Origin of the sequence: Bacillus sp. FSL R9-9492 (assembly GCF_038007365.1) — a bacterium.
In the GTDB taxonomy this organism is placed as follows: Bacteria; Bacillota; Bacilli; order Bacillales; family Bacillaceae_G; genus Bacillus_A; species Bacillus_A mycoides.
The window spans coordinates 2,597,934-2,622,034 of the sequence record NZ_JBBOXC010000001.1; the positions used below are offsets into that span (position 1 = coordinate 2,597,934).

Genomic DNA, 24,101 nt, shown 5'->3' on the forward strand with positions numbered 1-24,101 from the left:
TATGTTAGATCAAAAACAACAATCTAATTCATTTGAAGAACGAGTTGAAACAATTAAGCAAGGCGGGGCAACGAAATATCATGAACAAAACAAAGCAAAAGGAAAACTTTTTGTTCGAGATCGTTTAGCTCTTTTATTCGATAATGGTGAATATGTGGAAGATGCATTATTTGCAAATTGTGAACAAACCGGGTTACCAGCTGACGGCGTTGTAACTGCAACTGGTAAAATACATGGTCGTACTGCTTGCGTAATGGCAAATGATTCAACTGTTAAGGCTGGATCATGGGGAGCACGTACAGTTGAAAAGATTTTACGTATTCAAGAAACGGCTGAGAAATTACGTGTGCCGTTATTTTATTTAGTTGACTCCGCTGGGGCACGTATTACAGATCAAGTTGAAATGTTCCCTGGACGCCGCGGTGCGGGAAGAATTTTTTATAACCAAGTGAAATTATCTGGAAAAGTGCCACAAATTTGTTTATTATTTGGACCTTCAGCAGCTGGTGGTGCGTATATTCCAGCATTTTGTGACGTTGTTATGATGGTTGAAGGAAATGCTTCTATGTATTTAGGGTCTCCGCGTATGGCTGAAATGGTTATCGGTGAGAAGGTAACTTTAGAAGAAATGGGCGGAGCACGTATGCATTGCTCAGTATCAGGATGCGGAGATGTTTTATGTAAAACAGAAGAAGATGCAATTACGCAAGCAAGACAATATATTTCTTATTTTCCAAGTAACTATTTAGAAAAGACTCCTTTGATTACACCTCAAGAACCGAAACAGTTCGATAAAACGTTAGAAGAAATTATTCCAGAAAATCAAAATGCTCCTTTCAATATGAAAGATCTCATTAACAGAATTATTGATGAAGGTTCTTTTTTTGAAGTGAAAAAATTATTTGCTCAAGAACTAATTACAGGTTTAGCGCGTATTGATGGTAAGCCAATTGGCATTATTGCAAATCAGCCGCGTATGAAGGGCGGCGTTTTATTCCACGATTCAGCTGATAAAGCAGCGAAGTTTATAAATTTATGCGATGCATACCATATCCCATTATTATTCCTTGCAGATGTACCTGGATTTATGATTGGTACAAAAGTAGAACGTGCCGGAATTATTCGTCACGGTGCAAAAATGATCTCTGCAATGAGTGAAGCAACTGTACCAAAAATTTCTATCGTCGTTCGAAAAGCATATGGAGCTGGCTTATATGCAATGGCAGGTCCAGCGTTTGAACCAGATTGCTGCTTAGCATTACCAACAGCTTCTATTGCAGTAATGGGTCCAGAAGCAGCGGTCAATGCTGTATATGCAAATAAGATTGCAGCTTTACCAGAAGAAGAGCGTGCAAGCTTTATTGCTGAAAAACGAGAAGAGTATAAGAAAGATATTGATATTTACCGTTTAGCATCAGAGATGGTGATTGATGGTATTGTTCATCCAAATAATTTACGTGAAGAGTTAAAAGGACGATTCGAAATGTATATGAGCAAATATCAAGTATTCACGGAGCGTAAACATCCTGTATATCCAGTTTAAAAGCCCTATTTAGGGCTTTCTTGCTCAAAAAGTCAAGGAGGGGAAAACATTGAAACAAGCAGTTTGGTTTCCAACAGAAGAGTATAAAGAAAAAACGCGTTTATTTGGTTGGATGAAATCATTAGGCTATGAAGATTACGAAGCTTTTTATAATAAGTCAATTGAAGAAACAGCTTGGTTTTGGGGAGAAGCTGAGAGAGCAGTTGGCTATCAGTGGATGAAACCATATACAGAAGTGTTAGATTTAGAAAATGGTACACCGTTTGCACAGTGGTATACTGAGGGAACTTGTAACGTTGTAGAATCTGCTTTATCTCGCTGGCTTGCAGACGATAAAACGAAAACACAAGCAGCACTTATGTATGAAGGGGAAAACGGAACTTCGAAATCATTTACATATGAAGAGCTTGACAGCTGGGTAAGCCGTGTTGCCAACGGTTTGAAACATGCTGGTATTGAAAAAGGTGATCGTGTAACAATTTACATGCCAATGATTCCTGAAACAGTTGTTGCTATGTTAGCGGTAATGAAAATTGGAGCGATTATTTCACCAATATTCTCAGGTTTTGCTGCTGATGCAGTAATGACACGTGTACAAGCAGCTGGTTCAAAAATGGTTATTACCGCAGATGGCTTTTCACGCCGTGGGAAAATTGTTTCATTAAAAGATGAAGTAGATAAAGCTTGTGAACATTGTCCAACTGTTGAAAAGGTGGTAATTGTTCGTCATGCAGGAAATGATTTTACACCGCATAATTATGATTTTTCATGGAGTACGTTAGAAAAAGAAAAACCATTTATACATGCTGAAGAAATGAATAGTGATGATCCATTAATGCTTATATATACATCTGGAACGACTGGTAAGCCGAAGGGGACAGTACACACACATGCTGGTTTCCCGCTAAAATCTGCATTTGATGCAGGATTTGGAATGAATATAAAACAAGGCGACCGAGTATTATGGGTAACTGATATGGGCTGGATGATGGGACCATTTTTACTATTTGGCTCTTTAATTAATGGCGCAACAATGGTTATGTACGAAGGTGTCCCAGACTTTCCAGAAGCAGACCGCTTATGGGAGACAGTCGATAAATATGAAATTACTCATCTCGGTATTTCACCAACATTAATCCGTGCATTAATGGCAAAAGGTGATGAATATGTAAATAAACACTCGTTAAAGAGTTTAGAAGTATTCGCATCAACAGGAGAACCTTGGAATCCAGACCCATGGATGTGGTTATTTAATACAGTTGGTAAAGGTAAAGTACCAATTTGTAACTATTCAGGTGGAACTGAAATTTCAGGTGGGATTTTCGGGAATGTCTTAATTAAGCCGATCGCACCGATTAGTTTTAACGCATCTTTACCAGGAATGGCAGCGGTTGTACTCGATGACAAAGGTAAGCCAATCCGAGATGAAGTTGGAGAGTTATGCTTAGAGAAACCTTGGGTTGGAATGACGAAAAGTTTCTGGGAAGATGATGAACGTTATGTAAACACATATTGGTCACGCTTTGAAAATAAATGGGTCCATGGGGACTGGGTTATTTATGACGGTGAGCAATACATCATCACAGGACGTTCAGACGATACGCTAAATATTGCTGGAAAACGTATTGGGCCTGCTGAATATGAATCTATTCTTGTGAAACATAATGATGTAATAGAAGCAGCGGCAGTTGGTGTACCGGATGATGTAAAAGGAGAAGTTTGTCATTGTTTTGTTGTATTACGAGACGGTGTAATATTCTCTGGAGAGTTAAAGAAAGAATTAATGAGTTTAGTAAACTCTCATATTGGTAAAGCTTTATGTCCAAAAGACATCCACGTTGTAGAAGATTTACCAAAAACACGAAATTCTAAAGTAATGCGACGTGTTATTAAAGCAGCTTACTTAGGAAAAGAGTTAGGAGATTTATCGTCACTTGTAAATCCTGAAGTAGTTCCGTTTATTCAGGGGTTACAATCTAGCAAACTATAAAATTACGAATGAGCTCTATGTAAATAGAGCTCATTTTTAATGTTTACAAAAAGATAAGAGAGAAAAAGTAAATTTGAAGTTAAAAAATCTACTATTAGTGTTAAGTATATCTGTTTGTTTTTAGTTTTTATCAAAATAGGATACTATAGCTGTCTATTCAATGGAGTGATTGAATTTTGTTAAGAATGAAAATTTAGTGAAGAAAAAAGTAATGAATAAAAGGAGAAATCCCTGGGGGACAGGGATTCAATAAGGGAGATATTATTGTCGTTCAATGTCGAAATTTGGCGTATCCGACAAATTAATATTATCACGAATTTTCAGGAGATTGTGATAGTGGATGTGTCAAAAATGTGTACGGGTTTCATATAAAAGTGTTATTTAAATAGGAAAAGGGAAAAGAATTAAGTTCACTCGTTCTTAAGATTTTTTCCCTTTTAAATTTACTGTTTGTTCGTTGTTCTATATACATCTGAAATTGGTAAATCTTCGCCATGTAAAGCTTGAGTACTGTCCTTTTTGTTTGAATCATGTGCCTCCTGAGATGTTTCTTGCATTTGCTCTTGGGCTTTACTAGGAGTATTCAGCGCATCCGATGACACATAATCAAGTTGTTGACTTAATAGATTTTTTTTATCCATGTTATGTAGCTCCTTTTTGAACTTAGATATAAAAACAAAGTATTTTTAAATAGTTACGTGGATATTATGTATCTTTGAATGGAATTATATACACAAACTATATTGAGAATTTAACTAATTATAAAAATTACTTGTGATGACAAGCTTAAGAAATATAAAGATCATTAGTTCTTAATAAAAGTGTTATTTTAGTAGGGTGTTACGAAATTTCATTTGAAAGGAACATCCCAATGATAAAAAAGAGCACTGTAAATCAGTGCTCATCTTATCAAAAATTACTTAGTACCTTAAAAATAAAACCATTATGGACAATTCACAATGGTAATAGTGACGCTAGCCATTGTTCCAGGAGAATCAAGAAGTGAAGCAGTAACGGTTACTGTTCCAGGCCCATTAGCGGCTAGAAATACAGCGGTAAAGTTACCTAAAGCATTGGTAATGACAGCAAGAGGAACCATGAAAGCAAGAGAAGGGTTACTAAATGAAAAACTGACCACTACTCCTGGAGTAGGACTACCGTTTACTAATACTTGACCCGAAAAAAATAAAGTATTATTTCCTTGAGTGGATACACATGCTGTGGTTTCGTTAGAAGTCAAGGTAATAGATGCAGGCCCAGCAGGAAGATTAAATCCAGTTGGTCCAGTTGGTCCGGTAGAACCAGTAGAGCCAGTTGATCCGGTTGGTCCGGTTGATCCGGTTGGTCCGGTAGAACCAGTTGATCCGGTTGACCCGGTTGACCCGGTTGGTCCAGTTGGTCCAGTTGGTCCGGTAGAACCAGTTGATCCGGTTGAGCCAGTAGCTCCTGTAGAACCGGTGGGACCAGTAGGGAATTGAAAGGGTTGAACAGGTGGAAGTGTAGGTCCAATAGAACCCGGATTAAGTGCAGCAAAATATAAAAACTCGTCCATTATTTATCACCTCTAAAAATCGTATTACTAATAGTAAATGTAATGATAGAGCAATGTGAAATGGACAAGCGGTTGTATTTTAATAAATTAAACAAAATAGTTATTTGATAGAAAAAGAAATTAGTATGTTTATTTTAGAAATTAAATATAAAAAGGCGATTATCGTCAAATCGCCTTTTTGGGTAATGCAGTGTAATTTTATTCAGTTATTTGAAATATAGTTTCATTCGGTTTGGAAAATCCATACAGTTTCCTTGCGAATTTTAAAATTTCTTCTTCACTACCTGTTAAAGCCTTAACATCATTTTTAAGGGAATGACCATCCTTCTTTAAAGAAGATAATTTTTGTTTCTCCGTATTAACCGTGATTTGTTTCTCTTTAATCATTTCTTGCTGGTTATTAAGAGAATATTGAAGGACAAAAATTACAGATAATATAAAAGCCAAAGTAGTTATAATACGGCGTCTTGTTTTTTTATTATTACCCTGTTTGGTGTTAGGGTTCACTTGCTGTGAGGGTATCTTAGGATTTGATTGTTGTGATGATATTTTTGGGATGTTTCCCATTAAAATGCCTCCATTACTGATTGTAGAATTTAAACTGTTTAAAAGTATTATAAATGTTCAATGGGAATTTTAGAAGATAGTTTAATATAGGTGAGTTTTGTAAAGTTTAAACAAAATTCTCATTTAAATAAAAGGAACCCCGATTGTCTGCGGGGCCCCTAAGGGTAATCGTCAAGTAATGACGTACTCGACTAGTTAACGATATCATGAATTTTTTGGTAAATATACTGGTAAATGCGTCCAAATTAATGAGAGCATTATTTGAAACAAAAACGCTATTTTAATAGGGAGGGGAATAATGATGATTCCATGGGACAAGCGAGTATACATTGTATCAAGGTGATCATTTTATTACAGAGGGGACAATTTTAGAGGTTAGTGAAAAGGCGAATAAATCATTATATTGGCTTTGGTGCATGTTAGCTCCAAGCTATGAAAAAGTGTGCGGTAATAGTACAAAGCGACTTCGGTTGATTCGGATAGATGATGATGATGATGAATGATATAAAAATTTCATTTTGTAGAGAAATGAGGTGATTAAGGATGGGCATAGAATATGCCATGTTTGTATTAAAAAAGAGCAGAATTTAGCCTATATATAAAGATTTTGGAATTGTTCTAAAGGGGGGAATATCTGAAATATAAATAATTGAGGGGAGTGAACTAATAATGGAAACTAGTACTTTTTTAGGATTGTTTTGGGGATGGATAACGGTTATCGTATCGGGAATACTTTTCGTACGTCCATCGGTACTACGTGAATTGAAAAAATTAGTGGTTGAAGACAGAGGATTTGGTATTATGTATGGTTTTCTATCGATTTTCCTAGGGTTAGGTAGTGTAATCCTACATAATGTATGGGTATTCAATTGGCAGGGGTTCCTAACGGTTATTGCATGGCTTGCATTATTAAAGGGAATCTACATAATTGCATATCCTGAACCCTCCAAGAAAACAGACTTTGAATTAAGGGTACTATCTACACGTATAGCGCTCGCTATCATTGGCGCCTTGGCTTTATGGATGCTTATAGTAATCTATATAAAATAATCCTTTTCTAATAAGAACTATATTAAAATAAATCTCTACGTGTTCATTGACAAAAAGCTGACTATACTTAGTCAGCTTTTTGTATATTACATTCTAGTATTTATCGGTCACAAAAGACATGTTCTCTCTTTCAAGTCGATATTGAAAATATTACCAATTTTTTCTTTTACAATGACAACAAATAAAGAAACATTTACAACGACACTTATTTCGTTTAGAACTCCAATCATCATCACAATGATTCTTTTCTTTAGATTTCCACCAATCATCATTACAATGCTTTTCCTTAGAACTCCAATCATCATCACAATGATTCTTTTCTTTAGATTTCCACCAGTCATCACAACAATGCTTTTTCTTAGAACTCCAGCAATCATTTTTCCAGGACATTCTTTTATACCTCCCTTCAATAGGATTCATACTATTCTATGTTTTAGTAAAAGAATGGCTTGTTTATTAACCTATTATTTTACCTTTATATGATAGAGTGCTTTCTACTAGATATAGAATTCATACAAACTATGCTAATTTTCAAGAGATAGTTGAGAGAACTACTGGTTATGATATTAATCAACAAACACTTGTTGAAGGAAACGTTAAGATTTTAAATAATATCTTATTTTGGAGTACGCTTTTCTGAATGTATATTTCACAATGGTAAAGGAAAAATACACCATATCACTGCGAACAAAGCCTATGTATATGTGAAGTAATAGGAAAAGGTGGTCCCTATTCAAGGAGCCGGCTTATTAAAAGTATAAATAAGAAGGTTTAGTACAAGTGTTTGTTTTTTTGTTTCTATGCATTTGTCTCGTACACTTTTAAGCTGTTGGACATACTTTACTAGTAGAAAGGATTAGGGGGTGAGGTTTTGGGTTCTCGATTTAATAATTGTAGAAAGAAATGTACGTGTAAGCATGATGATTGTTGGGACATTTTTGAAGAGTGTAAAAAGGAAAAGAATGAGAAATGTGACAGCTCTTGTGTACAAGGAATTAGAGATGAGCTTAAAAAATTAATTAATAAAACAGTGCGAATTAACACTGAAGGACGTACTTATATAGGTACTGTTTCTTCGGTAACTTGCGATGTTGTTAAGCTAGCTGCTATTCCTGGTTCAGTTGCAGCAATTATATCTCTTTGTAAAATTGAAGCAATTTTACCACCTGCTACAACTGTTACTGATGAGTTTGATTTTAACGGTGTTGACGTAGCAAATAAAGATTAATTATGCTTTATTGATGCTAAGCCATTCTTATGAATGGCTTTTTATTTTGCGTGCCCAGCTAAGCTGGGCACTGCTTGCTGGTGAAAGTCCAGCCTAGGTAAGAGCCAAGTCGCCTAGTAGCTGACAGGCAGCTGGTGGAGAAATCCTAAGGTTGAAGCCCTGTGACAAAGTAACTTCTACTAGAAGTGCGAGCGAATCAACAGACCGTAACATAAAGTGAACCTTGCCGCCTCGTTAAAAGCAACCTAGCAATAGGACAAAGGGAAGTCGAGCCTGGTGAATATGGGCGAAGACCATGGAAGATGTAAAGAACTTGGAAATACGACATCGAAGAATCCCTCGGGGTACGGAGGGCGGTATGTTGAGAAAGTAGTGTCTGGAACTGGGGAGACCCTCCTTTGCCCTTTCTTTCAGAAAGGAGAGAGGAAACCTATAAGCATATACGAAATGGTGGACTGTAAAGAGGGAGTCGGAGGAGGTCATAGTACTGAATATCATAACGACAACACAACGTTATGTAGGGAAGGACCTCTACTTTGTTCATAAGTTGGAAGGAGGTAAGAGTGAGTGAATGCTGGAAAACTAGCTAACTACACTGATGTAAAAGCTCAAGAACTTTGGAAGACTTTATATCTTTGTGCCAAAGAAAGTTCAAGTCGTAGGTTTCACGCGTTGTATGACAAAATATATCGTCCTGACATATTGGCTGAAGCATGGAGAAGGGTAAAACGAAATCAAGGAAGCGGTGGAATTGATGGACAGACGATTGAAGAAATCGTGTATCAATATGGAGAACGAAACTTTCTCAATGAATTATATATAGAATTGAAAAGTAAATCATACCATCCACAAGCTGTAAGAAGAATGTATATTCCAAAAGGTGATGGAAAACAAAGACCGCTTGGAATTCCCACGATCAAGGATAGGGTTGTACAAATGGCAACGAAATTGGTGATAGAACCTATCTTCGAAGCCGATTTTCAAGACTGTTCGTATGGGTTTCGCCCGAAACGAAACGCACATCAAGCGATATCGAAGATACGGAAAGCGAGTAAAACATCTCATTGGATTGTAGATGTAGACATACAAGGATACTTTGACAATATTAATCATGACAAATTAATGAGGCTTGTAGAAAGAAGAATCAGTGACCGAAGAGTGTTAAAACTCATTAGAAAATGGTTGAAAGCGGGAATCATGGAACATGCGCAATTTCATGAAACGACATTAGGTACACCACAAGGTGGCGTGATATCTCCATTACTTTCTAATATATATTTAAACTATATGGATACCATTTGGGAAAAGAAGTGTAAACATTTGGGGGAACTAATTCGATATGCGGATGACTTTGTCATCGTATGTCAAACAAAACAACAAGCATTAGAGAGTATTCGGATACTACAATCCATTATGAATAAGTTAGAACTTACAATCCATACAGAAAAGTCGAAGCTAGTGAATACGTGGGATGGAAACGAGGGATTTGATTTTCTAGGATTTCACCACCGAAAATACCCTAAACATGTGAAAGGCGGGAAGAAAGTGCATGTGATGGCACATATTCCGAGCCAGAAAGCCATGAGGAAAATGCGGGAACGCATTAAAAGATACACAGAGCCGAGGAACAAACTGTATTTACAATTGGAAGAGATGGTGAAAGGTTTAAATAGAATTCTGCAAGGATTCAAGAATTATTATAGCTTATCTTCAATTGGACAGAAGTGGCTCTGTAAAATAGACTGGTACGTCCTAGAACGACTTAACCTTTTTTGGAATAAGAAAAGAAATGTTCGAAAGAAACATGGTCGTATCAAGGACTTGATGAAGAAAACAACATATGCACTCGTGAAAGTAGGAGGATAGAACAAAACTGAACGCCAAAGAAGGAAGAACATCGGAAAGCCGTATGAGGGAAAACCTCACGTACGGTTTGATGAGGGGAAGCTGAAACAGAAAAGGGATGGCAAAGCCATCCCTAAAGAAAATTTAATCTGTTTCAGCTTTCTACTCTACGTTTAAAAGGGAATATATTTTTCATATAGAAATAAATTTGAAGATGTATAAAAGGTTGTGTGAAAGGAGAATGAGAGTGATCAAGCTGAAACAATTTACAAGAACTGATTTCAAACAATTAATTAATTGGGTCGAGTCCGAAGGGTTTTTAATACAATGGTCAGGAAATGCATTTACATATCCTTTAAATGAACAGCAATTAGAGAAATATATAGAAAGTGCAAATACACTCGCTTTCAAAGTAATAGATGAAGAGACTGAAGCAGTTATTGGTCATATTTCGCTTGGACAAATAGATAATATAAATAAATCTGCAAGAATTGGAAAAGTGCTAGTTGGTGATACGGAAATGAGAGGACATTCAATAGGGAAATATATGATGAAAGCAGTACTTCAGGTTGCTTTTGAAGAATTGAAACTGCATAGAGTTACTCTTGGTGTTTATGATTTTAATACGTCAGCCATTTCATGTTACGAAAAAATAGGATTTGTAAAAGAAGGATTATTAAGAGAGTCAAGAAAAGTAGGAGCTAAGTATTGGAACTTATGGGAAATGAGCATGTTAGAATATGAATGGAACAATAAACAACAATAGTATTTTATAATTATATTATGTTAACAAAAGGGATTTGGTGGGAATCGTGAATAAAAAAACTAAAATAATTTCAATTGCAGCTGTTTCAGGGGGAGGTAAAACTACCATTACAGAAAGTTTAGCTCATGAGTTGAAAAACTCAAAGGCTCTATATTTTGATAGATATAAATTTGATAACAGTCCGGTTGATATTTGTAAATGGATTGATGATGGAGCTAATTATGATGAATGGGTACTTACACCATTAATTAATGATATTCAGCATTTTATACAAGCTAGTAATTTAGACTATATTATTGTAGATTATCCCTTTGCATACTTAAATAGTGAAATGCGAGAATGCATGGATGTAACTATATTTATCGACACTCCTTTAGATATCGCGATGGCTAGAAGAATTTTGCGAGATTTTAAAGAAGGTACAATGGATGAAATACATAATGATTTGAAGCATTACATGACACATGCGAGAAAAACTTATTTAGAGGCAATTCATACTGTTAAGCCGAATTCAGATATCGTATTGGATGGATCTTTATCTGTAAGTGAAATAATTAATCATGTTGTAGAGGAACTTAATCGAAGAGAAGTGATTGTCAATGGTTAAATGTATTGAGGAATATGTACCAGTTGATAACTTTAAAATATATACGAAAATATTCCAAGGAAAGAAGAAGCGACCAGTTATAATATTGGAAGCAGGTTATGGTGATTATTCAAAGGCATGGGATCATATTGCTGAAGGGCTGACGGAATATGGAACGGTACTCACATATGATCGAGCTGGATTAGGAAAAAAGTGAGAATAGCTCTAAGCTACGCATTAGTTCTGAAATGGTAAAAGATTTAAGAGATTGTTTAAAGCAACTTCATTTAAGCCCACCATATATATTTGTAGGTCATTCATTTGGTGGTATTAATGCACGTTTATTTACGACTTTTTATCCTGATGGTATGTTGGGAATCGTTTTGGTTGATTCAACACCAGAAAATTATAAAGAAGATTTTTTACCAATAATGCCTCCAGAATTTCAAGAAGCTTACTATAAGCAATTTGTATATGAAAGTTCATATGAAGAGTTTATGTTTAGTCTAGGTGAAGCAGATCGACATTGTAAATCAATGAGTGATATTCCACTTGTCGCGTTAGCTGCTGGAAAAAAGTTTTTTATTCAGCAGATGCACAACTGAAATGGTTACAATTGCAAGAAGAATTATTACAATTATCAGCCAATAATAAATTTATAATTGCAGAAAATAGTGGTCACTATATTCAAAAAGATGAACCACATTATGTAATAGATGCTGTTAAGTGGATCCTTGGGGTAGGGGAGAGATAAATATGTACACTTTATTTCAATACAATTGGCAAGTAAGAGATGATTGGTTTAAATGGTGTGAACAACTTACAGAGGAAGAATTGCTTCGCAAACGTGTTGGAGGTGTTGGGAGTATTTTAGAAACACTTTTCCATATTGTAGATGTTGAGTATAGCTGGATTAATGCGCTTCAAGAAAAAGAGGATTACGAACCACAGTTTAAAGATTATCAATCAATCAAAAAAGTGAAAGCGTTATCTGATTTATATAGACGAGAATTAGATAACTTTTTGCAGTTATGGTCTGGCGACTTCGAATCAAAAATATTGAAAGCTTCATGGACAGATAAAACATATAAATACGGTGAAGTTTTAAGGCATGTAATTGTACATGAAATTCATCATATTGGTCAGATATCTATATGGGCAAGAGAATTAAATCTTCAGCCCGTTTCAGCGAATTTAATTGGAAGAGGATTGTAGATTTAGAAACCGACTTGCAGTGTAAACGCAAGTCGGTTTTTATATATAAGAAGATTTCTTAATTAAAATCCTCGGCTTTTTTTTGACGTATATATAAAAACATTAAGATTGTAATGATGAAAAAGATCATAATCGTTTGTATGATTAAATTTTTAAACTGAAACAATATTGTCCAAGATGTAACAGCATCTTTAAAAGCTTGGAGTGCAGAGTACGAGGAAGGATCAAAACCGTACTGAAGTAACTTTTTTGTTTCAATAAAAGTACTGTTTTCATCACCGGCGTCTAATATTACTGAAATAAGTCTAGTATCTCCTCGTGTGGCTGTACTGACAAAACTATAATTACCATTAGTTGAAAAACTAGTTTGTAAGCCGTCAACACCTTGGAGTTTAATGTTTTTATTAAGGGAATATATCATTTTATTTGTATTGAAAACTTTTGAATCTTTGAAGGTAAATTGGTAAGAGGTTAGTTTCGTAACATTCAATACATCTGGAAAGTCTTTTACTAATTGTGTTGCTAGTTTAGCGACGTCTATCGATGTTGTAGTTGATTGTTTATTCGTATCGTTATTAATTCCAGTAGCATTTAGAAACGGGGATGGTTGTGATAACTTTAGTTGTTTTGCTTTGTCATTCATTAAAAGTGTAAAGTTATCTTCGTTTCCAGCAATGTGTTCTGCAAGGGCAAGTGCGGAACGATTATTCCCTGTCAAAAACAATGCATGAAGTAAATCACGAACCGTCGTTTTATCTTTCGAAGTTACTTGTATAGGACTCGTTTCTGCTCGGAAAACTTCGTTACTTATTTTTACTAATTCATCTAACTGTATTTTTCCTTCATTCAGTTGTTCCAGTGCGATATACTCTGTCATTAATTTAGATAAAGTAGCTGATTGTATAGGAGTTTCTTCATTTTTTTTATAAACAATCTCACCAGAATTAGTATCTATTAAAGTAGCTGATTTAGCTTGAATAATTGGACCATTTACATAAAGATAAAAATATAAAACGATAAGTGCAGTAATAAGAAAAGATAATAATAAAACTGTTATTTTTTTTAAGAATTGCATTAGCGATCCTCCTACTATTACATCAATAATATTATTGTAAAAAGGAATGCTTAATTAGGAAGAAAGAAAAGGTAAAGAATTTCTAAAGAATTTCTAAAGAATTATAAAGGATTATTAAATTTTGGATATTGATGGAATAAAAAATTGAACCTATAAATATGTGGTATTAAGCTTTATAAGGGAGTAATTTTACAGTGAAAGTTGTTTTTTTATCATCGCTATATACTTCAATTGTTCCTTTATGCAATTCAACAATACTTTTTGCAATTGCTAATCCGAGCCCAGATCCACCAGTGTTTGTTGAACGTGATTTTTCAACACGATAAAAACGTTCAAAAATATGAGGTAAATCAGTACTAGGGATAGGTTGTCCGTAATTTGTTATATCAATTGTAATCATGTTATTGCTTTCGTAAGCGGTAATATCAATATGATCTCCATCATTTCCATAAGTAATAGCGTTTATGATTAGATTTTCAAACACACGTACTAATTTATCCCCATCAGCTAGTACCATTAGCTTTTGAGATGGGAAAGAAGGGCGACATTCAATATTAGCTTCTTGAAGCTGTATCCGAAATTGGACAGTTAATTGTCCAAGCAATTCTACAATATCAATGGGAGCAGAATATAAACTTAACTCTTTATTTTGAACACGTGTATATTCAAACAAGTCATTCATTAATGCATTAAGACGGGTTACTTTATCGTAAATGACTTGAATATAGTATCGTAATTCTACTTCATCTCTATAATTATCATGATGGATTAAATTTACGTATCCAACTATAGATGTAAGAGGGGTTCGTAAATCATGTGATACATTTGTAATAAGTTCGCTTTTTGCTTGTTCTGCCTGTCTTTCTTCATCAATTGATACTTTTAATTGCTCAATAATTTGATTGACCCCAGTTGCCAGTTCTTCTAAATAATTATGGTGTACGATGGAAACTTTATGATTAAAGTTTCCACTTGCAATATACCGAATCTCTTCAATCATTTTTTTTATACAAGTTTCATAGTAAACCTTTCTTTCATGACGATAAAAAATGTATAAATAGGATGAGAAAATAGAAAATAAAAACAAATAAGATACAATCATCATCCATAAAGACTCTTTTAATCCAATATATTTTTCATGGCCAAAAATTCTAATGAATTCTTTTCCTAGTTCGCTTAGAGTAAGTGAACTCTCAATTACACTCGTTACGAGGCGAAATATAATTAATTCGGTAATTGGTGTAAGAGTGATAGCTAATAAAAGCCAAAAAATAAGCTTCCACTTTGGTATATCTTTTAATATATCAAATGCTTCATTTCTCAATTTTATATCCTACTCCCCAAACCGTATGAATTAGTTTTTCGCCATTCATTACGGTTTCAAGTTTATCGCGTAAATTACTAATATGGACCATTACCGTTTTATTAGAACCATAACCGTCTTCATTCCAAACTCGTTCGAATATCTCTTCAGAGCTAAATACTCTTCCAGTATTACTCGCTAGTAAATATAAAATATCAAATTCGATAGAGGTGAGTTTAATATATTCTCCATTTACTTTAACAGTATGATTATGTTTATGTATTTCAACAGAACGAATACGAATAATACCATCTTCATTCTTTTGGGAAGTAGCATTTTGGAAAGAGGATCTTCGTAATAAAGCTTTCACTCTAGCCACTAATTCTAGTGGATTAAACGGTTTAATCATATAATCATCTGCGCCGGTCATAAGTCCTAAAATTTTATCCATATCTTCAGCCTTTGCACTAAGCATAAGGATAGGTACAGTATTATTTTCACGCACTTCTTGACAAACTTCCAATCCGTTTCGTTTTGGCATCATAATATCTAAAAGCATAAGGTCAACTTCATATGTACATATCATTTGTAATGCTTCATCACCATCATAAGCTTTATAAATGTTATAGCCTTCATTTCGTAAATAAACAGCCAGTAATTCTACAATATCTTTATCATCATCAATAATTAATATGTTTTTATTCATTTTATAGTTAGTTCCTTTCCTTACAATTAATCAACATTACTATAATATCAAACATTTATGTATTTTGTAGTAATGTTTCTACATAAAATTTCATGTATCGTATTAAAAAGGAATTAAAACATTCATAACGAATATAAAATAAGAAGGATATTTAAACTCCACATTATACTGAAAGATAGTTATAAGGGGGACTTGCTATGTTATATAATGATATATATTCATTTACTCCAACTGGAAAAATAGAAAATGATATTAAAGCTTTTCTATTAAAATACAATAAAGAATTTACATATAAACATTCAATTCGGAATTTAAAAGAAATTGTAGAGTAGAAAGGGTATGAAAATGCAATTTAAAGAATATATGAATCAAATATTTCCAGGAGTTACTTTAGTACCGTACATATACTCTCAGTGGGAAAATCATCTTCATTTTGATTTTGGGAAAGATAAATATCAATTCAAAGAAGATGGTAACACGTATAATATGGAATATTTCACACAACTATATAGGTATAATAAAAATCTATTTAAAGATATATTTTCAAAAGAAGATACCGTCTTTTTAATCACAAATGTTTATCGATTTAAACAGGAAAATATAAAAAATGCGCAGAAAATAAATGTATACAATAGGTTTATTAAAAAGGGGAATTTAAAGTTTCATATAAGACAAGAAACATTCCCTTTTCTATTTGAAGATGAAGAAGCTGACTTATATTGTACATATCAATTTTCTTTACAATGTTTTGCAGAAGATATTAAATATGAACCGCTTATTCAAGCAGCTAATCATGAAGATTTCCCTGACCTACGTCCACGCTTAGGACGAAAAAAAGAAATTTCATATCCAGATGTATTTTTTATAAATGTAACAAAGGATATTATCATGTTTATTTATGATGATAGAGGATGTGAAGTAATTGCGAAGAATAAAGAAAAGATACGGGAGTTATATGAGAAGTATAAAGAGTGGATACCAGAATATGAACGAGAGAGTATAGATGACTTATTTACATGAAAATAGGAGGAAGTGAAGTGTGTAATGAAAAGGATCGCAATTGTATCTGCATGGGAACCAGAGCTTACGTATTTGCATCAACATTATCCAAGTGAGCGTGTAGAAAAAATAGCAGCTTGGGAATTTCATTTTCATTCTATTAATGAATTAGAAGTTATTTCAGTTGTAACTGGTGTCGGTAAAGTAAGTTGTGCTAGTTGTGTACAACTATTAATAAGTGAATTCCAGCCAGACCAGTTATTTATGACAGGGATTTGCGGGAGTTTATCAGATAAGGTGAAAAATGGACACATCGTTGTAGCTCTTAATACTTTGCAGCATGATGTTACAGCGGCTGGTTCAGGAGAAGATAGTTTTAATCTATATGATGGTAGAACAGCACCTATTGAAACAACTAAATCACTCGTAAAACGAATGAAGAAATTGCGTTCGTATGACCCGGTCCATTTTGGTACATTTCTATCTGGAGATCAACGTATTCGAAGTTCAGAAATGAGGTATTTACTTCATACTGTATACGGTGCTTTAGCCGTTGATCAAGAAGTGGCAGCATTTGCTTATGTATGTCGTGTAAATAACAAACCATTTCTATGTTTAAAAGCTACCTCAGATCAAGCGAATGACAAAACGAAAGAAGAACAAAAGGTTTTTAAAATGTTAGCATGTGAACGAGCGTGTGAGCATTTAATTACTTTTTTACGTGTTTATGAGATTACTGTAATTAACAATAGATAACAAGAGGGGGAATATCCCGCTCAGTTCAAATTAAGAAGTGAATTATAATTGCATACGTATTATGGAGAACTTTGTACAAAGATATATGAAAGTGATAAATCAATTGCGAGTGGAAAAGAATTGGATTTTTATCTTTCTTTTGCAAAAGATAAAAATATACATGTGTTAGAACCAATGTGCGGAAATGGTAGAATGTTAATTCCCTTTATGCAAAATGGTGTGAATATAGAAGGGTTCGATATTTCGAAAGATATGCTTAAAGTTTGTAAAGATAAAGCAGAAAAATTAAACTTAAAACCGGTTGTATCACAAGGAAGAATAGAAGAATATCATAGTGATAAAAAATACGATCTTATTATGATTCCTATCGGTTCATTTTCACTTTTACTAAATAATTTAGTAGACAATAGTCTTCAAAATATGAAAAACAACTTAAAGGAAAATGGAAAATTACTTCTTACAGTTGTACAAGGTGGAAGTGAAATAGAACAAATTCTAGATTGGATAGAGACAAATAGAAAAGAAATTAACAATGAATTAATTGTTGAATATAGAAAAGTTTCATACGATAAGGCGCAAAAACTTCTAAATATTATACTGAAATATGAAATCATTCATGATGAGAAAATAAAAGAAACTGAGATTATGGATTTTCCTATAAGACTATATGATTTAAAAGAATTTGAAAATATACTTATTACTAATGGGTTTAGTCAAATTGTTGTTCATGAAATAAAAGATGGATATGGTGAAGGTAATTCATTTCATGTATTTGAATGCAGTTTATAACAAGTCAAAGCGGGGGATTATACTTATATGATTCAATACAAAAAATGTAGTGAAGTAAGTATAGATTTAGTGTATAAAGCTTTTAAGGATGGATTTTCAGATTACATCATTAAACTGGAAGTTTCAAAAGAAGATTTTATTAAAAGATTTTTTGGGCCAGAAGGGAATTCGCTAGAACACTCCTTTCTTGTTTTAGACGGTGACAAATGTGTTGGTGTAATACTTGGTGGTATTAAGGTATATGAAAGTATAAAAACAATGCGCTGCGGAACATTAGCTGTTCATCCAGAGTTTCGAGGCATTGGTGTAAGTCAAAAGTTATTTGAGTTACATAAAGAAGAAGCGACACAAAATAAATGTAAGCAGCTTTTTCTTGAAGTTATTGTAGGAAACGATCGGGCGATTCATTTTTATAACAAATTAGGTTATGAAAAAGTATATGATCTTTCTTATTATAATTTAAATGATTTAACTAAAATAATGAATAAAGGTAATAAAAATATTGAAGTAAAACAATTAGAATTTCCAACATTTAAAGTTGAGATTCAGAAATGGCTAAACTTCCATATAAATTGGCAAAATGATATTGATTATATCGAAAAAACAAATCATACATTTTACGGTGCATATGTTGATAGTGATATAAAAGGTTCTGTATGTGTAAATGAACAAGGAAAAATTAGTTTTATTTTCATAGACAAAGACTATAGAAATATTGGTGTTGGGACGAAATTATTACAGGTAGCAAGTGAAGAATTAAAGTTATCAAGTTTATCAATTGGGTTCCCAAACAACAATTTACTGGAAGGGTTTTTAAAGAAATCTGGATTTGAAAAGAATTCTTTAGCACAATATGAAATGTATTTATTGCTATAAAAAGCGGAGGGAATTATTCTTTTCGCTTTTTATTTTGCACTATAAACGTTTTTGCTGTGTGTGGGAGGATAAGTAAAAACAACAGAAGTTTTGTTACCTATCTTATTGAGCTAACTGGCACTTTAGTTGAAAAAGGAAAATGTATAGTAAACATAGAATATATTAATACATTAAAAGATTTATGAGGTGAAAGTGATGGCAATTAAGCAAGACGAAATTAAAGTAGTAGTCGGAGCTGGAGTATTTAATAATAATCCAGGTTGGGTTCAAACGCAAGAAGATGAACTTAATTTACTAGACAATACCACTTGGGAAGAAAGATTTGAATACAATTCCATTTCAGCTATTTTAGCAGAGCATGTATGGGAACATCTTACTTTTGAAGAAGGTGTAAAAGCAGCTGAAATTTGCTATAAATTTTTAAAGCCATCAGGTCATATTCGGTGCGGAGTGCCTGATGCATTTTTCCGAGATGAAACCTACCAAAATATAGTTCAAATAGGCGGCCCTGGCCCGAAAGACCACCCAGCTGCAAGCCATAAAATCGTACATAATTATAAAACATTAACGAAAATGTTTGAAATTGCTGGATTTGAGGTAGTTTTACTTGAATATTGTGATGAAAATGGTCAATTTTATTACACAGAATGGGATGCGAATGACGGCGTTATTTTCCGTTCGAAAAGGTATGATTCTAGAAATAGAGGCGATAAACTTGGTTTTCCATCGCTAATTGTTGACGCGATTAAAAGGTAAGTCATTCACCTAAAATAGGTGTTAGTTCTATCAGTTCATGAGTCGCAAATGCGGCTTTTTTTATTTGCTTTGTAAACCTACGTTTAGCAAGGAATTAGACATACATAATAAGTGATTTTGAACATTACATAACTTGATTTGAATACTATATTAGCTCTTATTAACACCATTTATTTTAAAGAAAATTGCTTTTAAATATTTAATGGAAATATCATATAAAGTAAATAAATCAACGTTTTCTCATGTTGAATTTTTTTGCGGAAATGTTGAGGTACGCCTATTGTAATAAACACATGGAGAGAATATATAATAAATCAATGTTCAAGATACCATTCACACATTAAATTAATATTTCATTGCCATAGAGATTTCTTTTATACATAAATTCGTGTAAAATAAAACAGGAACATACATTCTGTACAAGAGTAGGAGGAAATAAATATGTTAGCTCAAATAGAGAAACAAACTGATGGCTATATTATAAAATTTGAACGCCAATTTCCCAATACAATAGAGGAAGTTTGGTCTGTTTTAACTGAAAACAGCAAGCTTAAAAAATGGATGTCTAATTTACAGATTGAAAACCTTAAAACAGGTGGAATTATAAAGTTCGACATGATGGATGGTTCATTTTTAAATATTGATATTTTAGAGTGCCAACTAAATTCAGTACTTGAATTCACATGGGATAAAGATCGTGTCCGATTTGAAATACATAAAGAGAAAAATGATGCTCTTTTACTACTTAAAGAATACATTCATGAATTAACTGATCATACACCAAAAGATATAGCTGGTTGGCATATTTGTCTTGACCTTTTTTCTTCAGTTTTAGAAGAGGATGAGAAGGAATTTTCTAAAAACGAATGGCAACAATGGTTCGAAAAATACAAGGATAAGATTCAAGAAGTGAGAGGATAATTGTATAATAGGTAATATTCATTATGTAATTATTATATTGTAAAAATGATTTTGTGGAAAAATAAGAATAGAGGTTAATATGAAAGTAAATCAATTAATTGCTAATAACATAAATAAACTTGATACTGTTATTCCGTTTAATAAATCACTTGGTATTGCTGGTTTATCTGGATCTGGAAAAACAACTCTTTGTCAAACAATTGGTGAAGAATCAAAGAAGCGTCTAGTTTCCTTATTGCCAAAGGCTGAATATCAATATTTATTTCCTAATATTATGGAAACTAATTTTAGTGCAATTAAAATGGAAGAAATGCCTTTAGTACTTTTTTTAGGGAAATCATCAATTTCTTCCAATCCGCGTTCGACGATTGGTACTCATACAGGTGTTTTTAAAGAGATTCGTGAAAAATTAGCGGAAGAATTTAATCTTTCTCCTGAAGTCTTTTCATTTAATAATCAATTAGGTTGGTGTGCTGGCTGTAAAGGGCGTGGTACTACTAAAAATATTGAGTGTAAAAAATGTAAGGGGAAACGTTATAGTGAAGAAGTTGAACAACGTACTATTGAGTTATTTGCTGAATCACATACAATTTCGGATATTAACGATTTAAGTGTTGAATCTATTCTTTCACTAGCAGAAGAATTAAATATTAGTGAAGCAAAACAACATATACTGCAAAATATTATCAATATGAACATTGGTTATTTAACATTAAATCGAATTATGGGTACGTTGTCAGGTGGAGAATTAACACGACTTTACTTAGCTGAATTCATGGCAGTAAGTGAAAATGCTGTAATTATTATTGATGAGATTTCCGTGGGGCTTGATAATGAAACATTGTTACAAATATTAGAAGAGATCAAGCAATTAGGGTGTAAAAATCAAATCTGGCTCATTGATCATTCAGATACAGTACTGGATACAACAGATGAGCAATTGTTCTTCGGACCTGGTAGCGGAAAATATGGTGGACAAATCGTAAAAGAATCACCAAGACCAAAACCAATACTATCGGAACGAAATTACGAAATGCCAACAGAATATTATACATTCCATGAATTATATTGCCGAAATATCCAAATGACTGAGTTTCAGATTCCTAAAAATAGACTTGTAACTGTTACAGGAGAGTCTGGATGCGGGAAATCTACACTTGTCAATGAGTGTTTAGCTACAGATTTCTTGAAACGATATCCCAAAGATAAACTAGTTATGGTAGGGCAAGATCGAAACCAATCGATTACAAGTCGATCAACTGTAGCAACTTTCTTAGATATTAAAAAGAAACTGACAAAGTATAGTGAAGAAATTGATGATATTTTTGAGCGCTCAATTGAGGATATTATTGAGGAAATTCCAAACGAAGATATTGCGTATAAACGCTTGAGCCTACTAATCAAATTAGGACTGGGCTATTTAACATTAGAGCGAAAAACACAAACATTATCAACGGGTGAGTTTCAATGTGTTCATTTAGTTTCTGAGTTATTTGCAAAAACAAGAAATCCACATACATTGTTTATTTTTGATGAGCCTTCAAAAGGTTTATCGCAAAATATTTTAAATCAATTTATAGATAGTGTTAGAGGGATATTACAAGATGAATCAGTCTCTATCATAATGATTGAGCATAACAGTTACATGCTAGAAAGTTCTGATTATATTGTTGATTTTGGAAAAAGACAGGTTGAATCTATAGAGCATCTTGATGTAGTAAGTCATGAGGATTATTATCGTCAAAAAAGAAGTGTGAATAATGCTGAACAAGTACACATTTCTTCAACGCTTAAGCGTAAAGAAGGAGTTCACTATTTAAAAGAAAATCATATTAACTATTTTAAAAATTCCGAAAACGTTTATAAGGGTGGTATTTTAAAAAGCTTATCATCAATGGCACGATTAATTTATGGTGAATATGAATCTGATACAATGGCACCTGTTGTTGCTATTGATCTCGAAAGACATTTGTATAGTCAATATAGTTTCTTATATGAAATTGGTGGATTGATCAATCATATTGTAGCTGCTCATCCGACTAATAAAGATACGAGAAGCTTCGATTTCTATTCTCAGGATAATCATTGCCCATCATGTTCTGGACGTCTTCAAATTGAAGTTTTTGATAAAGAAATTACAATTCAAGATAAAAATGTTCCATTTTGGGATGGTCTATTCGATCCGGAAATCATGAAAGTATTAAAATTTTATCAATATGAAAAAATAGAATTTCTATTTGAAGAAATTAAAAATGAGCTTGGTCATGATTTGTCAAAGAGCTATAATGATATATCTGAGGAAGAAAAACATACATTTTGGTACGGCTATTTTGATAAGTCCTTTTATGATAAGAAAGGAAAGACACGTAGAACATGGGTAGGATTTAATACGATTATTGGCGGGTATATTGTTATTTCAAAAGCAGCTATTAAAGAAGATATTAAGACTTCTAAAGAAATGATGAAATGTCCAATTTGTAAGGGGACTTTATTAAATCACCACAAACCACTTAATTTTGGAGATACAGATATTCGTGAAATTATTAATCAGCCGCTTAACGAAGTATTAAAAATTGTAGGAGATTTGCCTGTACTCGTCAAATTGAAATCTATCGTAGGTGACGATATGATTATGACAGAAGATGTTTCTTTATTACCTAGAAATATACAAGTCGCACTGAAAATGTTTGAATTAGAACAAGCAAGCTTTTCAAATTATGAAATGGTGTTACAAAATGTTTTACCATTCTGGGATGAAATAAAAGGAAATATAGAATCCATTTGCTTCAACAATCAAGTAACTATTTGTGATTTTCCTAATGTTTATGAAACAAGAGAAACCATTATAGATAAGTATTTCACAAATGGTAAATATAAAAAACTAACATATGTATACGAAGCATTTGGTTACAAAAAATTAGTTACCCAAATTAATAAAATTAAAAAAAGCAACCCGTGTTCATTCTGTAACGGAAAAAAAGTTATAACCGAAGATAATCTACATGATGGCGTGTTTAAATTAACAATTCCATGTATAACTTGTAATGCAAGTGGTATTAACGATGAAGGACTTAAAGAAATCGTTGATGGAATAGATGTGCAAACATGGTTAACCGGAAAAGTTAGTGATGTTGTGGATGAAAGCTTACGAACTGAGGATGTTGCAGACATTCTAATATTTAATCGAATTCGTGAGTTGAATAAGCGAGAAATGATGGCAGTTTATGAATGTCTTGAGAAAAATAATTAAATTAAGAAGAATAAAAAATAGTGGTCAGTTAGGGATTAAAAACTCATTTGCAATAATCTGCAAATGAGTTTTTATGTTGAAGAAGAGTTTCTTTAAACGTGTTAAGGTAGATAAATAATAGAGCAAGAAAAATCTATTTGTAATACCAATATAAATTATTCTTAAATTTTAAACTGAAAGGTATTACAGGTTGGCATTTATGTTTAAGTTTTGTTAGTCTTTCTAAGATGTAAATACATTTATCTGTTAGAGTTAGTTTTAAATCGTTAATTATGATCATTTATTATATAATTATTGACGTATAAAAATGTTTTTTGGGGATAATAAT

The 24,101-nt window shown here is 33.0% G+C and carries 24 protein-coding genes and 3 pseudogenes; 20 read left to right on the forward strand and 7 right to left on the reverse strand.

What is annotated here, in order from left to right; all coding sequences use genetic code 11:
* Position 1: 1 nt before the first annotated feature.
* Both MKY70_RS13175 and MKY70_RS13180 read left to right on the forward strand, forming a co-directional pair.
* A complete protein-coding gene (locus MKY70_RS13175; protein ID WP_088034835.1) occupies positions 2 to 1,543 on the forward strand; it encodes an acyl-CoA carboxylase subunit beta in 1,542 nt (513 codons plus the stop codon).
* A gap of 49 nt (positions 1,544 to 1,592) precedes the next feature.
* Positions 1,593 to 3,533: an AMP-binding protein gene (locus tag MKY70_RS13180; RefSeq protein WP_341024554.1), complete on the forward strand. Its 1,941-nt coding sequence runs from the start codon at positions 1,593 to 1,595 to the stop codon at positions 3,531 to 3,533.
* A gap of 443 nt (positions 3,534 to 3,976) precedes the next feature.
* On the opposite strand, the gene MKY70_RS13185 is transcribed toward MKY70_RS13180, so the two are convergent.
* Positions 3,977 to 4,174, reverse strand: a complete 198-nt coding sequence (locus MKY70_RS13185) for a hypothetical protein (RefSeq protein WP_088084176.1) — start codon at positions 4,172 to 4,174, stop codon at positions 3,977 to 3,979.
* Positions 4,175 to 4,492: 318 nt separating this feature from the next.
* Here MKY70_RS13185 and MKY70_RS13190 point away from each other — a divergent pair, with 318 nt between their 5' ends.
* On the forward strand, positions 4,493 to 4,708 hold the full coding sequence (locus MKY70_RS13190) for a hypothetical protein (protein ID WP_016120239.1): 216 nt from the start codon (positions 4,493 to 4,495) through the stop codon (positions 4,706 to 4,708).
* A gap of 45 nt (positions 4,709 to 4,753) precedes the next feature.
* Positions 4,754 to 5,011 carry a hypothetical protein gene (locus MKY70_RS13195; RefSeq protein ID WP_341074517.1) on the forward strand — a complete coding sequence of 86 codons (258 nt, stop codon included), beginning with the start codon at positions 4,754 to 4,756 and terminating at the stop codon, positions 5,009 to 5,011.
* A 17-nt stretch (positions 5,012 to 5,028) separates the two neighbouring features.
* Here MKY70_RS13195 and MKY70_RS13200 read toward each other — a convergent pair.
* Together MKY70_RS13200 and MKY70_RS13205 are read right to left on the reverse strand one after the other, a co-directional pair.
* A pseudogene (locus MKY70_RS13200) lies at positions 5,029 to 5,085 on the reverse strand (exosporium leader peptide-containing protein); the annotation flags it as partial.
* 198 nt (positions 5,086 to 5,283) lie between these two features.
* Positions 5,284 to 5,652 carry an FtsB family cell division protein gene (locus MKY70_RS13205; RefSeq protein WP_341024559.1) on the reverse strand — a complete coding sequence of 123 codons (369 nt, stop codon included), beginning with the start codon at positions 5,650 to 5,652 and terminating at the stop codon, positions 5,284 to 5,286.
* Between the two features lie 329 nt (positions 5,653 to 5,981).
* Between MKY70_RS13205 and MKY70_RS13210 the strand changes: the two genes are divergently transcribed.
* Together MKY70_RS13210 and MKY70_RS13215 are read left to right on the forward strand one after the other, a co-directional pair.
* Positions 5,982 to 6,155, forward strand: coding sequence for a hypothetical protein (locus MKY70_RS13210; protein ID WP_176280951.1), 174 nt, complete (start codon positions 5,982 to 5,984; stop codon positions 6,153 to 6,155).
* Positions 6,156 to 6,321: 166 nt separating this feature from the next.
* Entirely contained in the window at positions 6,322 to 6,702 is a 381-nt protein-coding gene (locus MKY70_RS13215; protein WP_002127497.1) for a hypothetical protein, read from the forward strand.
* Between the two features lie 107 nt (positions 6,703 to 6,809).
* On the opposite strand, the gene MKY70_RS13220 is transcribed toward MKY70_RS13215, so the two are convergent.
* Positions 6,810 to 7,112, reverse strand: a complete 303-nt coding sequence (locus tag MKY70_RS13220; RefSeq protein WP_172798757.1) for a hypothetical protein — start codon at positions 7,110 to 7,112, stop codon at positions 6,810 to 6,812.
* Positions 7,113 to 7,573: 461 nt separating this feature from the next.
* On the opposite strand from MKY70_RS13220, the gene MKY70_RS13225 reads away from it, so the two are divergent.
* From MKY70_RS13225 to MKY70_RS13250, 6 genes and pseudogenes are all read left to right on the forward strand, one after another.
* The gene (locus MKY70_RS13225) at positions 7,574 to 7,930 is read left to right on the forward strand and encodes a hypothetical protein (RefSeq protein ID WP_002032241.1); all 357 of its coding nucleotides are present in this window, start codon (positions 7,574 to 7,576) and stop codon (positions 7,928 to 7,930) included.
* A 567-nt stretch (positions 7,931 to 8,497) separates the two neighbouring features.
* Entirely contained in the window at positions 8,498 to 9,796 is a 1,299-nt protein-coding gene (gene ltrA / locus MKY70_RS13230; protein WP_088031616.1) for a group II intron reverse transcriptase/maturase, read from the forward strand.
* Positions 9,797 to 10,016: 220 nt separating this feature from the next.
* Complete coding sequence (locus tag MKY70_RS13235; RefSeq protein ID WP_328035326.1) at positions 10,017 to 10,541, forward strand: GNAT family N-acetyltransferase; 525 nt, start codon at positions 10,017 to 10,019, stop codon at positions 10,539 to 10,541.
* Positions 10,542 to 10,578: 37 nt separating this feature from the next.
* Positions 10,579 to 11,148, forward strand: coding sequence for a hypothetical protein (locus MKY70_RS13240; RefSeq protein ID WP_341026388.1), 570 nt, complete (start codon positions 10,579 to 10,581; stop codon positions 11,146 to 11,148).
* Positions 11,141 to 11,881, forward strand: a pseudogene (locus tag MKY70_RS13245) (alpha/beta fold hydrolase). The gene MKY70_RS13240 and the pseudogene MKY70_RS13245 overlap by 8 nt, the downstream one beginning before the upstream one ends.
* 2 nt (positions 11,882 to 11,883) lie before the next feature.
* Entirely contained in the window at positions 11,884 to 12,342 is a 459-nt protein-coding gene (locus tag MKY70_RS13250) for a DinB family protein (protein ID WP_341074518.1), read from the forward strand.
* 58 nt (positions 12,343 to 12,400) lie between these two features.
* Here MKY70_RS13250 and MKY70_RS13255 read toward each other — a convergent pair whose 3' ends face one another.
* The 3 genes from MKY70_RS13255 to MKY70_RS13265 all read right to left on the reverse strand — a co-directional run bounded on the left by MKY70_RS13255 (position 12,401) and on the right by MKY70_RS13265 (position 15,426).
* On the reverse strand, positions 12,401 to 13,417 hold the full coding sequence (locus MKY70_RS13255) for a D-alanyl-D-alanine carboxypeptidase family protein (protein WP_002136457.1): 1,017 nt from the start codon (positions 13,415 to 13,417) through the stop codon (positions 12,401 to 12,403).
* Positions 13,418 to 13,583: 166 nt separating this feature from the next.
* Complete coding sequence (locus tag MKY70_RS13260; RefSeq protein WP_002085430.1) at positions 13,584 to 14,741, reverse strand: sensor histidine kinase; 1,158 nt, start codon at positions 14,739 to 14,741, stop codon at positions 13,584 to 13,586.
* The gene (locus MKY70_RS13265) at positions 14,731 to 15,426 is read right to left on the reverse strand and encodes a response regulator transcription factor (protein ID WP_002016575.1); all 696 of its coding nucleotides are present in this window, start codon (positions 15,424 to 15,426) and stop codon (positions 14,731 to 14,733) included. The genes MKY70_RS13260 and MKY70_RS13265 overlap by 11 nt, the downstream gene beginning before the upstream one ends.
* Positions 15,427 to 15,623: 197 nt before the next feature.
* Between MKY70_RS13265 and MKY70_RS13270 the strand changes: the two are divergent.
* The 8 genes and pseudogenes from MKY70_RS13270 to MKY70_RS13305 form a co-directional block, all read left to right on the forward strand.
* Positions 15,624 to 15,746: pseudogene (locus MKY70_RS13270) on the forward strand (HD domain-containing protein); the annotation flags it as partial.
* 25 nt (positions 15,747 to 15,771) lie between these two features.
* The gene (locus tag MKY70_RS13275) at positions 15,772 to 16,446 is read left to right on the forward strand and encodes a DUF3885 domain-containing protein (RefSeq protein ID WP_341026389.1); all 675 of its coding nucleotides are present in this window, start codon (positions 15,772 to 15,774) and stop codon (positions 16,444 to 16,446) included.
* Positions 16,447 to 16,470: 24 nt separating this feature from the next.
* A complete protein-coding gene (gene mtnN / locus MKY70_RS13280) occupies positions 16,471 to 17,181 on the forward strand; it encodes a 5'-methylthioadenosine/S-adenosylhomocysteine nucleosidase (RefSeq protein WP_341024564.1) in 711 nt (236 codons plus the stop codon).
* Positions 17,182 to 17,229: 48 nt separating this feature from the next.
* Positions 17,230 to 17,970 (forward strand): class I SAM-dependent methyltransferase, encoded by a 741-nt coding sequence (locus MKY70_RS13285; RefSeq protein WP_341024566.1) that lies wholly within the window; start codon positions 17,230 to 17,232, stop codon positions 17,968 to 17,970.
* A gap of 27 nt (positions 17,971 to 17,997) precedes the next feature.
* Positions 17,998 to 18,846: a GNAT family N-acetyltransferase gene (locus MKY70_RS13290; RefSeq protein WP_341024568.1), complete on the forward strand. Its 849-nt coding sequence runs from the start codon at positions 17,998 to 18,000 to the stop codon at positions 18,844 to 18,846.
* A 192-nt stretch (positions 18,847 to 19,038) separates the two neighbouring features.
* Positions 19,039 to 19,602 carry a class I SAM-dependent methyltransferase gene (locus MKY70_RS13295; RefSeq protein ID WP_033728073.1) on the forward strand — a complete coding sequence of 188 codons (564 nt, stop codon included), beginning with the start codon at positions 19,039 to 19,041 and terminating at the stop codon, positions 19,600 to 19,602.
* A gap of 441 nt (positions 19,603 to 20,043) precedes the next feature.
* A complete protein-coding gene (locus MKY70_RS13300; RefSeq protein ID WP_341024573.1) occupies positions 20,044 to 20,523 on the forward strand; it encodes an SRPBCC family protein in 480 nt (159 codons plus the stop codon).
* 79 nt (positions 20,524 to 20,602) lie between these two features.
* Entirely contained in the window at positions 20,603 to 23,773 is a 3,171-nt protein-coding gene (locus tag MKY70_RS13305; RefSeq protein ID WP_341024575.1) for an ATP-binding cassette domain-containing protein, read from the forward strand.
* Positions 23,774 to 24,101 lie beyond the last annotated feature (328 nt).

Bases quoted from the DNA above. Each gene is read 5' to 3' on its own strand.
- MKY70_RS13305 (WP_341024575.1), top strand. From the start codon at position 20,603: ATGAAAGTAAATCAATTAATTGCTAATAACATAAATAAACTTGATACT.
- MKY70_RS13190 (WP_016120239.1), top strand. From the start codon at position 4,493: ATGGTAATAGTGACGCTAGCCATTGTTCCAGGAGAATCAAGAAGTGAA.
- MKY70_RS13235 (WP_328035326.1), top strand. From the start codon at position 10,017: ATGAGAGTGATCAAGCTGAAACAATTTACAAGAACTGATTTCAAACAA.
- MKY70_RS13205 (WP_341024559.1), bottom strand. From the start codon at position 5,652: ATGGGAAACATCCCAAAAATATCATCACAACAATCAAATCCTAAGATA.
- mtnN (WP_341024564.1), top strand. From the start codon at position 16,471: ATGAAAAGGATCGCAATTGTATCTGCATGGGAACCAGAGCTTACGTAT.
- MKY70_RS13265 (WP_002016575.1), bottom strand. From the start codon at position 15,426: ATGAATAAAAACATATTAATTATTGATGATGATAAAGATATTGTAGAA.
- MKY70_RS13300 (WP_341024573.1), top strand. From the start codon at position 20,044: ATGTTAGCTCAAATAGAGAAACAAACTGATGGCTATATTATAAAATTT.
- MKY70_RS13290 (WP_341024568.1), top strand. From the start codon at position 17,998: ATGATTCAATACAAAAAATGTAGTGAAGTAAGTATAGATTTAGTGTAT.
- MKY70_RS13185 (WP_088084176.1), bottom strand. From the start codon at position 4,174: ATGGATAAAAAAAATCTATTAAGTCAACAACTTGATTATGTGTCATCG.
- MKY70_RS13255 (WP_002136457.1), bottom strand. From the start codon at position 13,417: ATGCAATTCTTAAAAAAAATAACAGTTTTATTATTATCTTTTCTTATT.
- MKY70_RS13175 (WP_088034835.1), top strand. From the start codon at position 2: ATGTTAGATCAAAAACAACAATCTAATTCATTTGAAGAACGAGTTGAA.
- MKY70_RS13215 (WP_002127497.1), top strand. From the start codon at position 6,322: ATGGAAACTAGTACTTTTTTAGGATTGTTTTGGGGATGGATAACGGTT.
- MKY70_RS13275 (WP_341026389.1), top strand. From the start codon at position 15,772: ATGCAATTTAAAGAATATATGAATCAAATATTTCCAGGAGTTACTTTA.
- MKY70_RS13250 (WP_341074518.1), top strand. From the start codon at position 11,884: ATGTACACTTTATTTCAATACAATTGGCAAGTAAGAGATGATTGGTTT.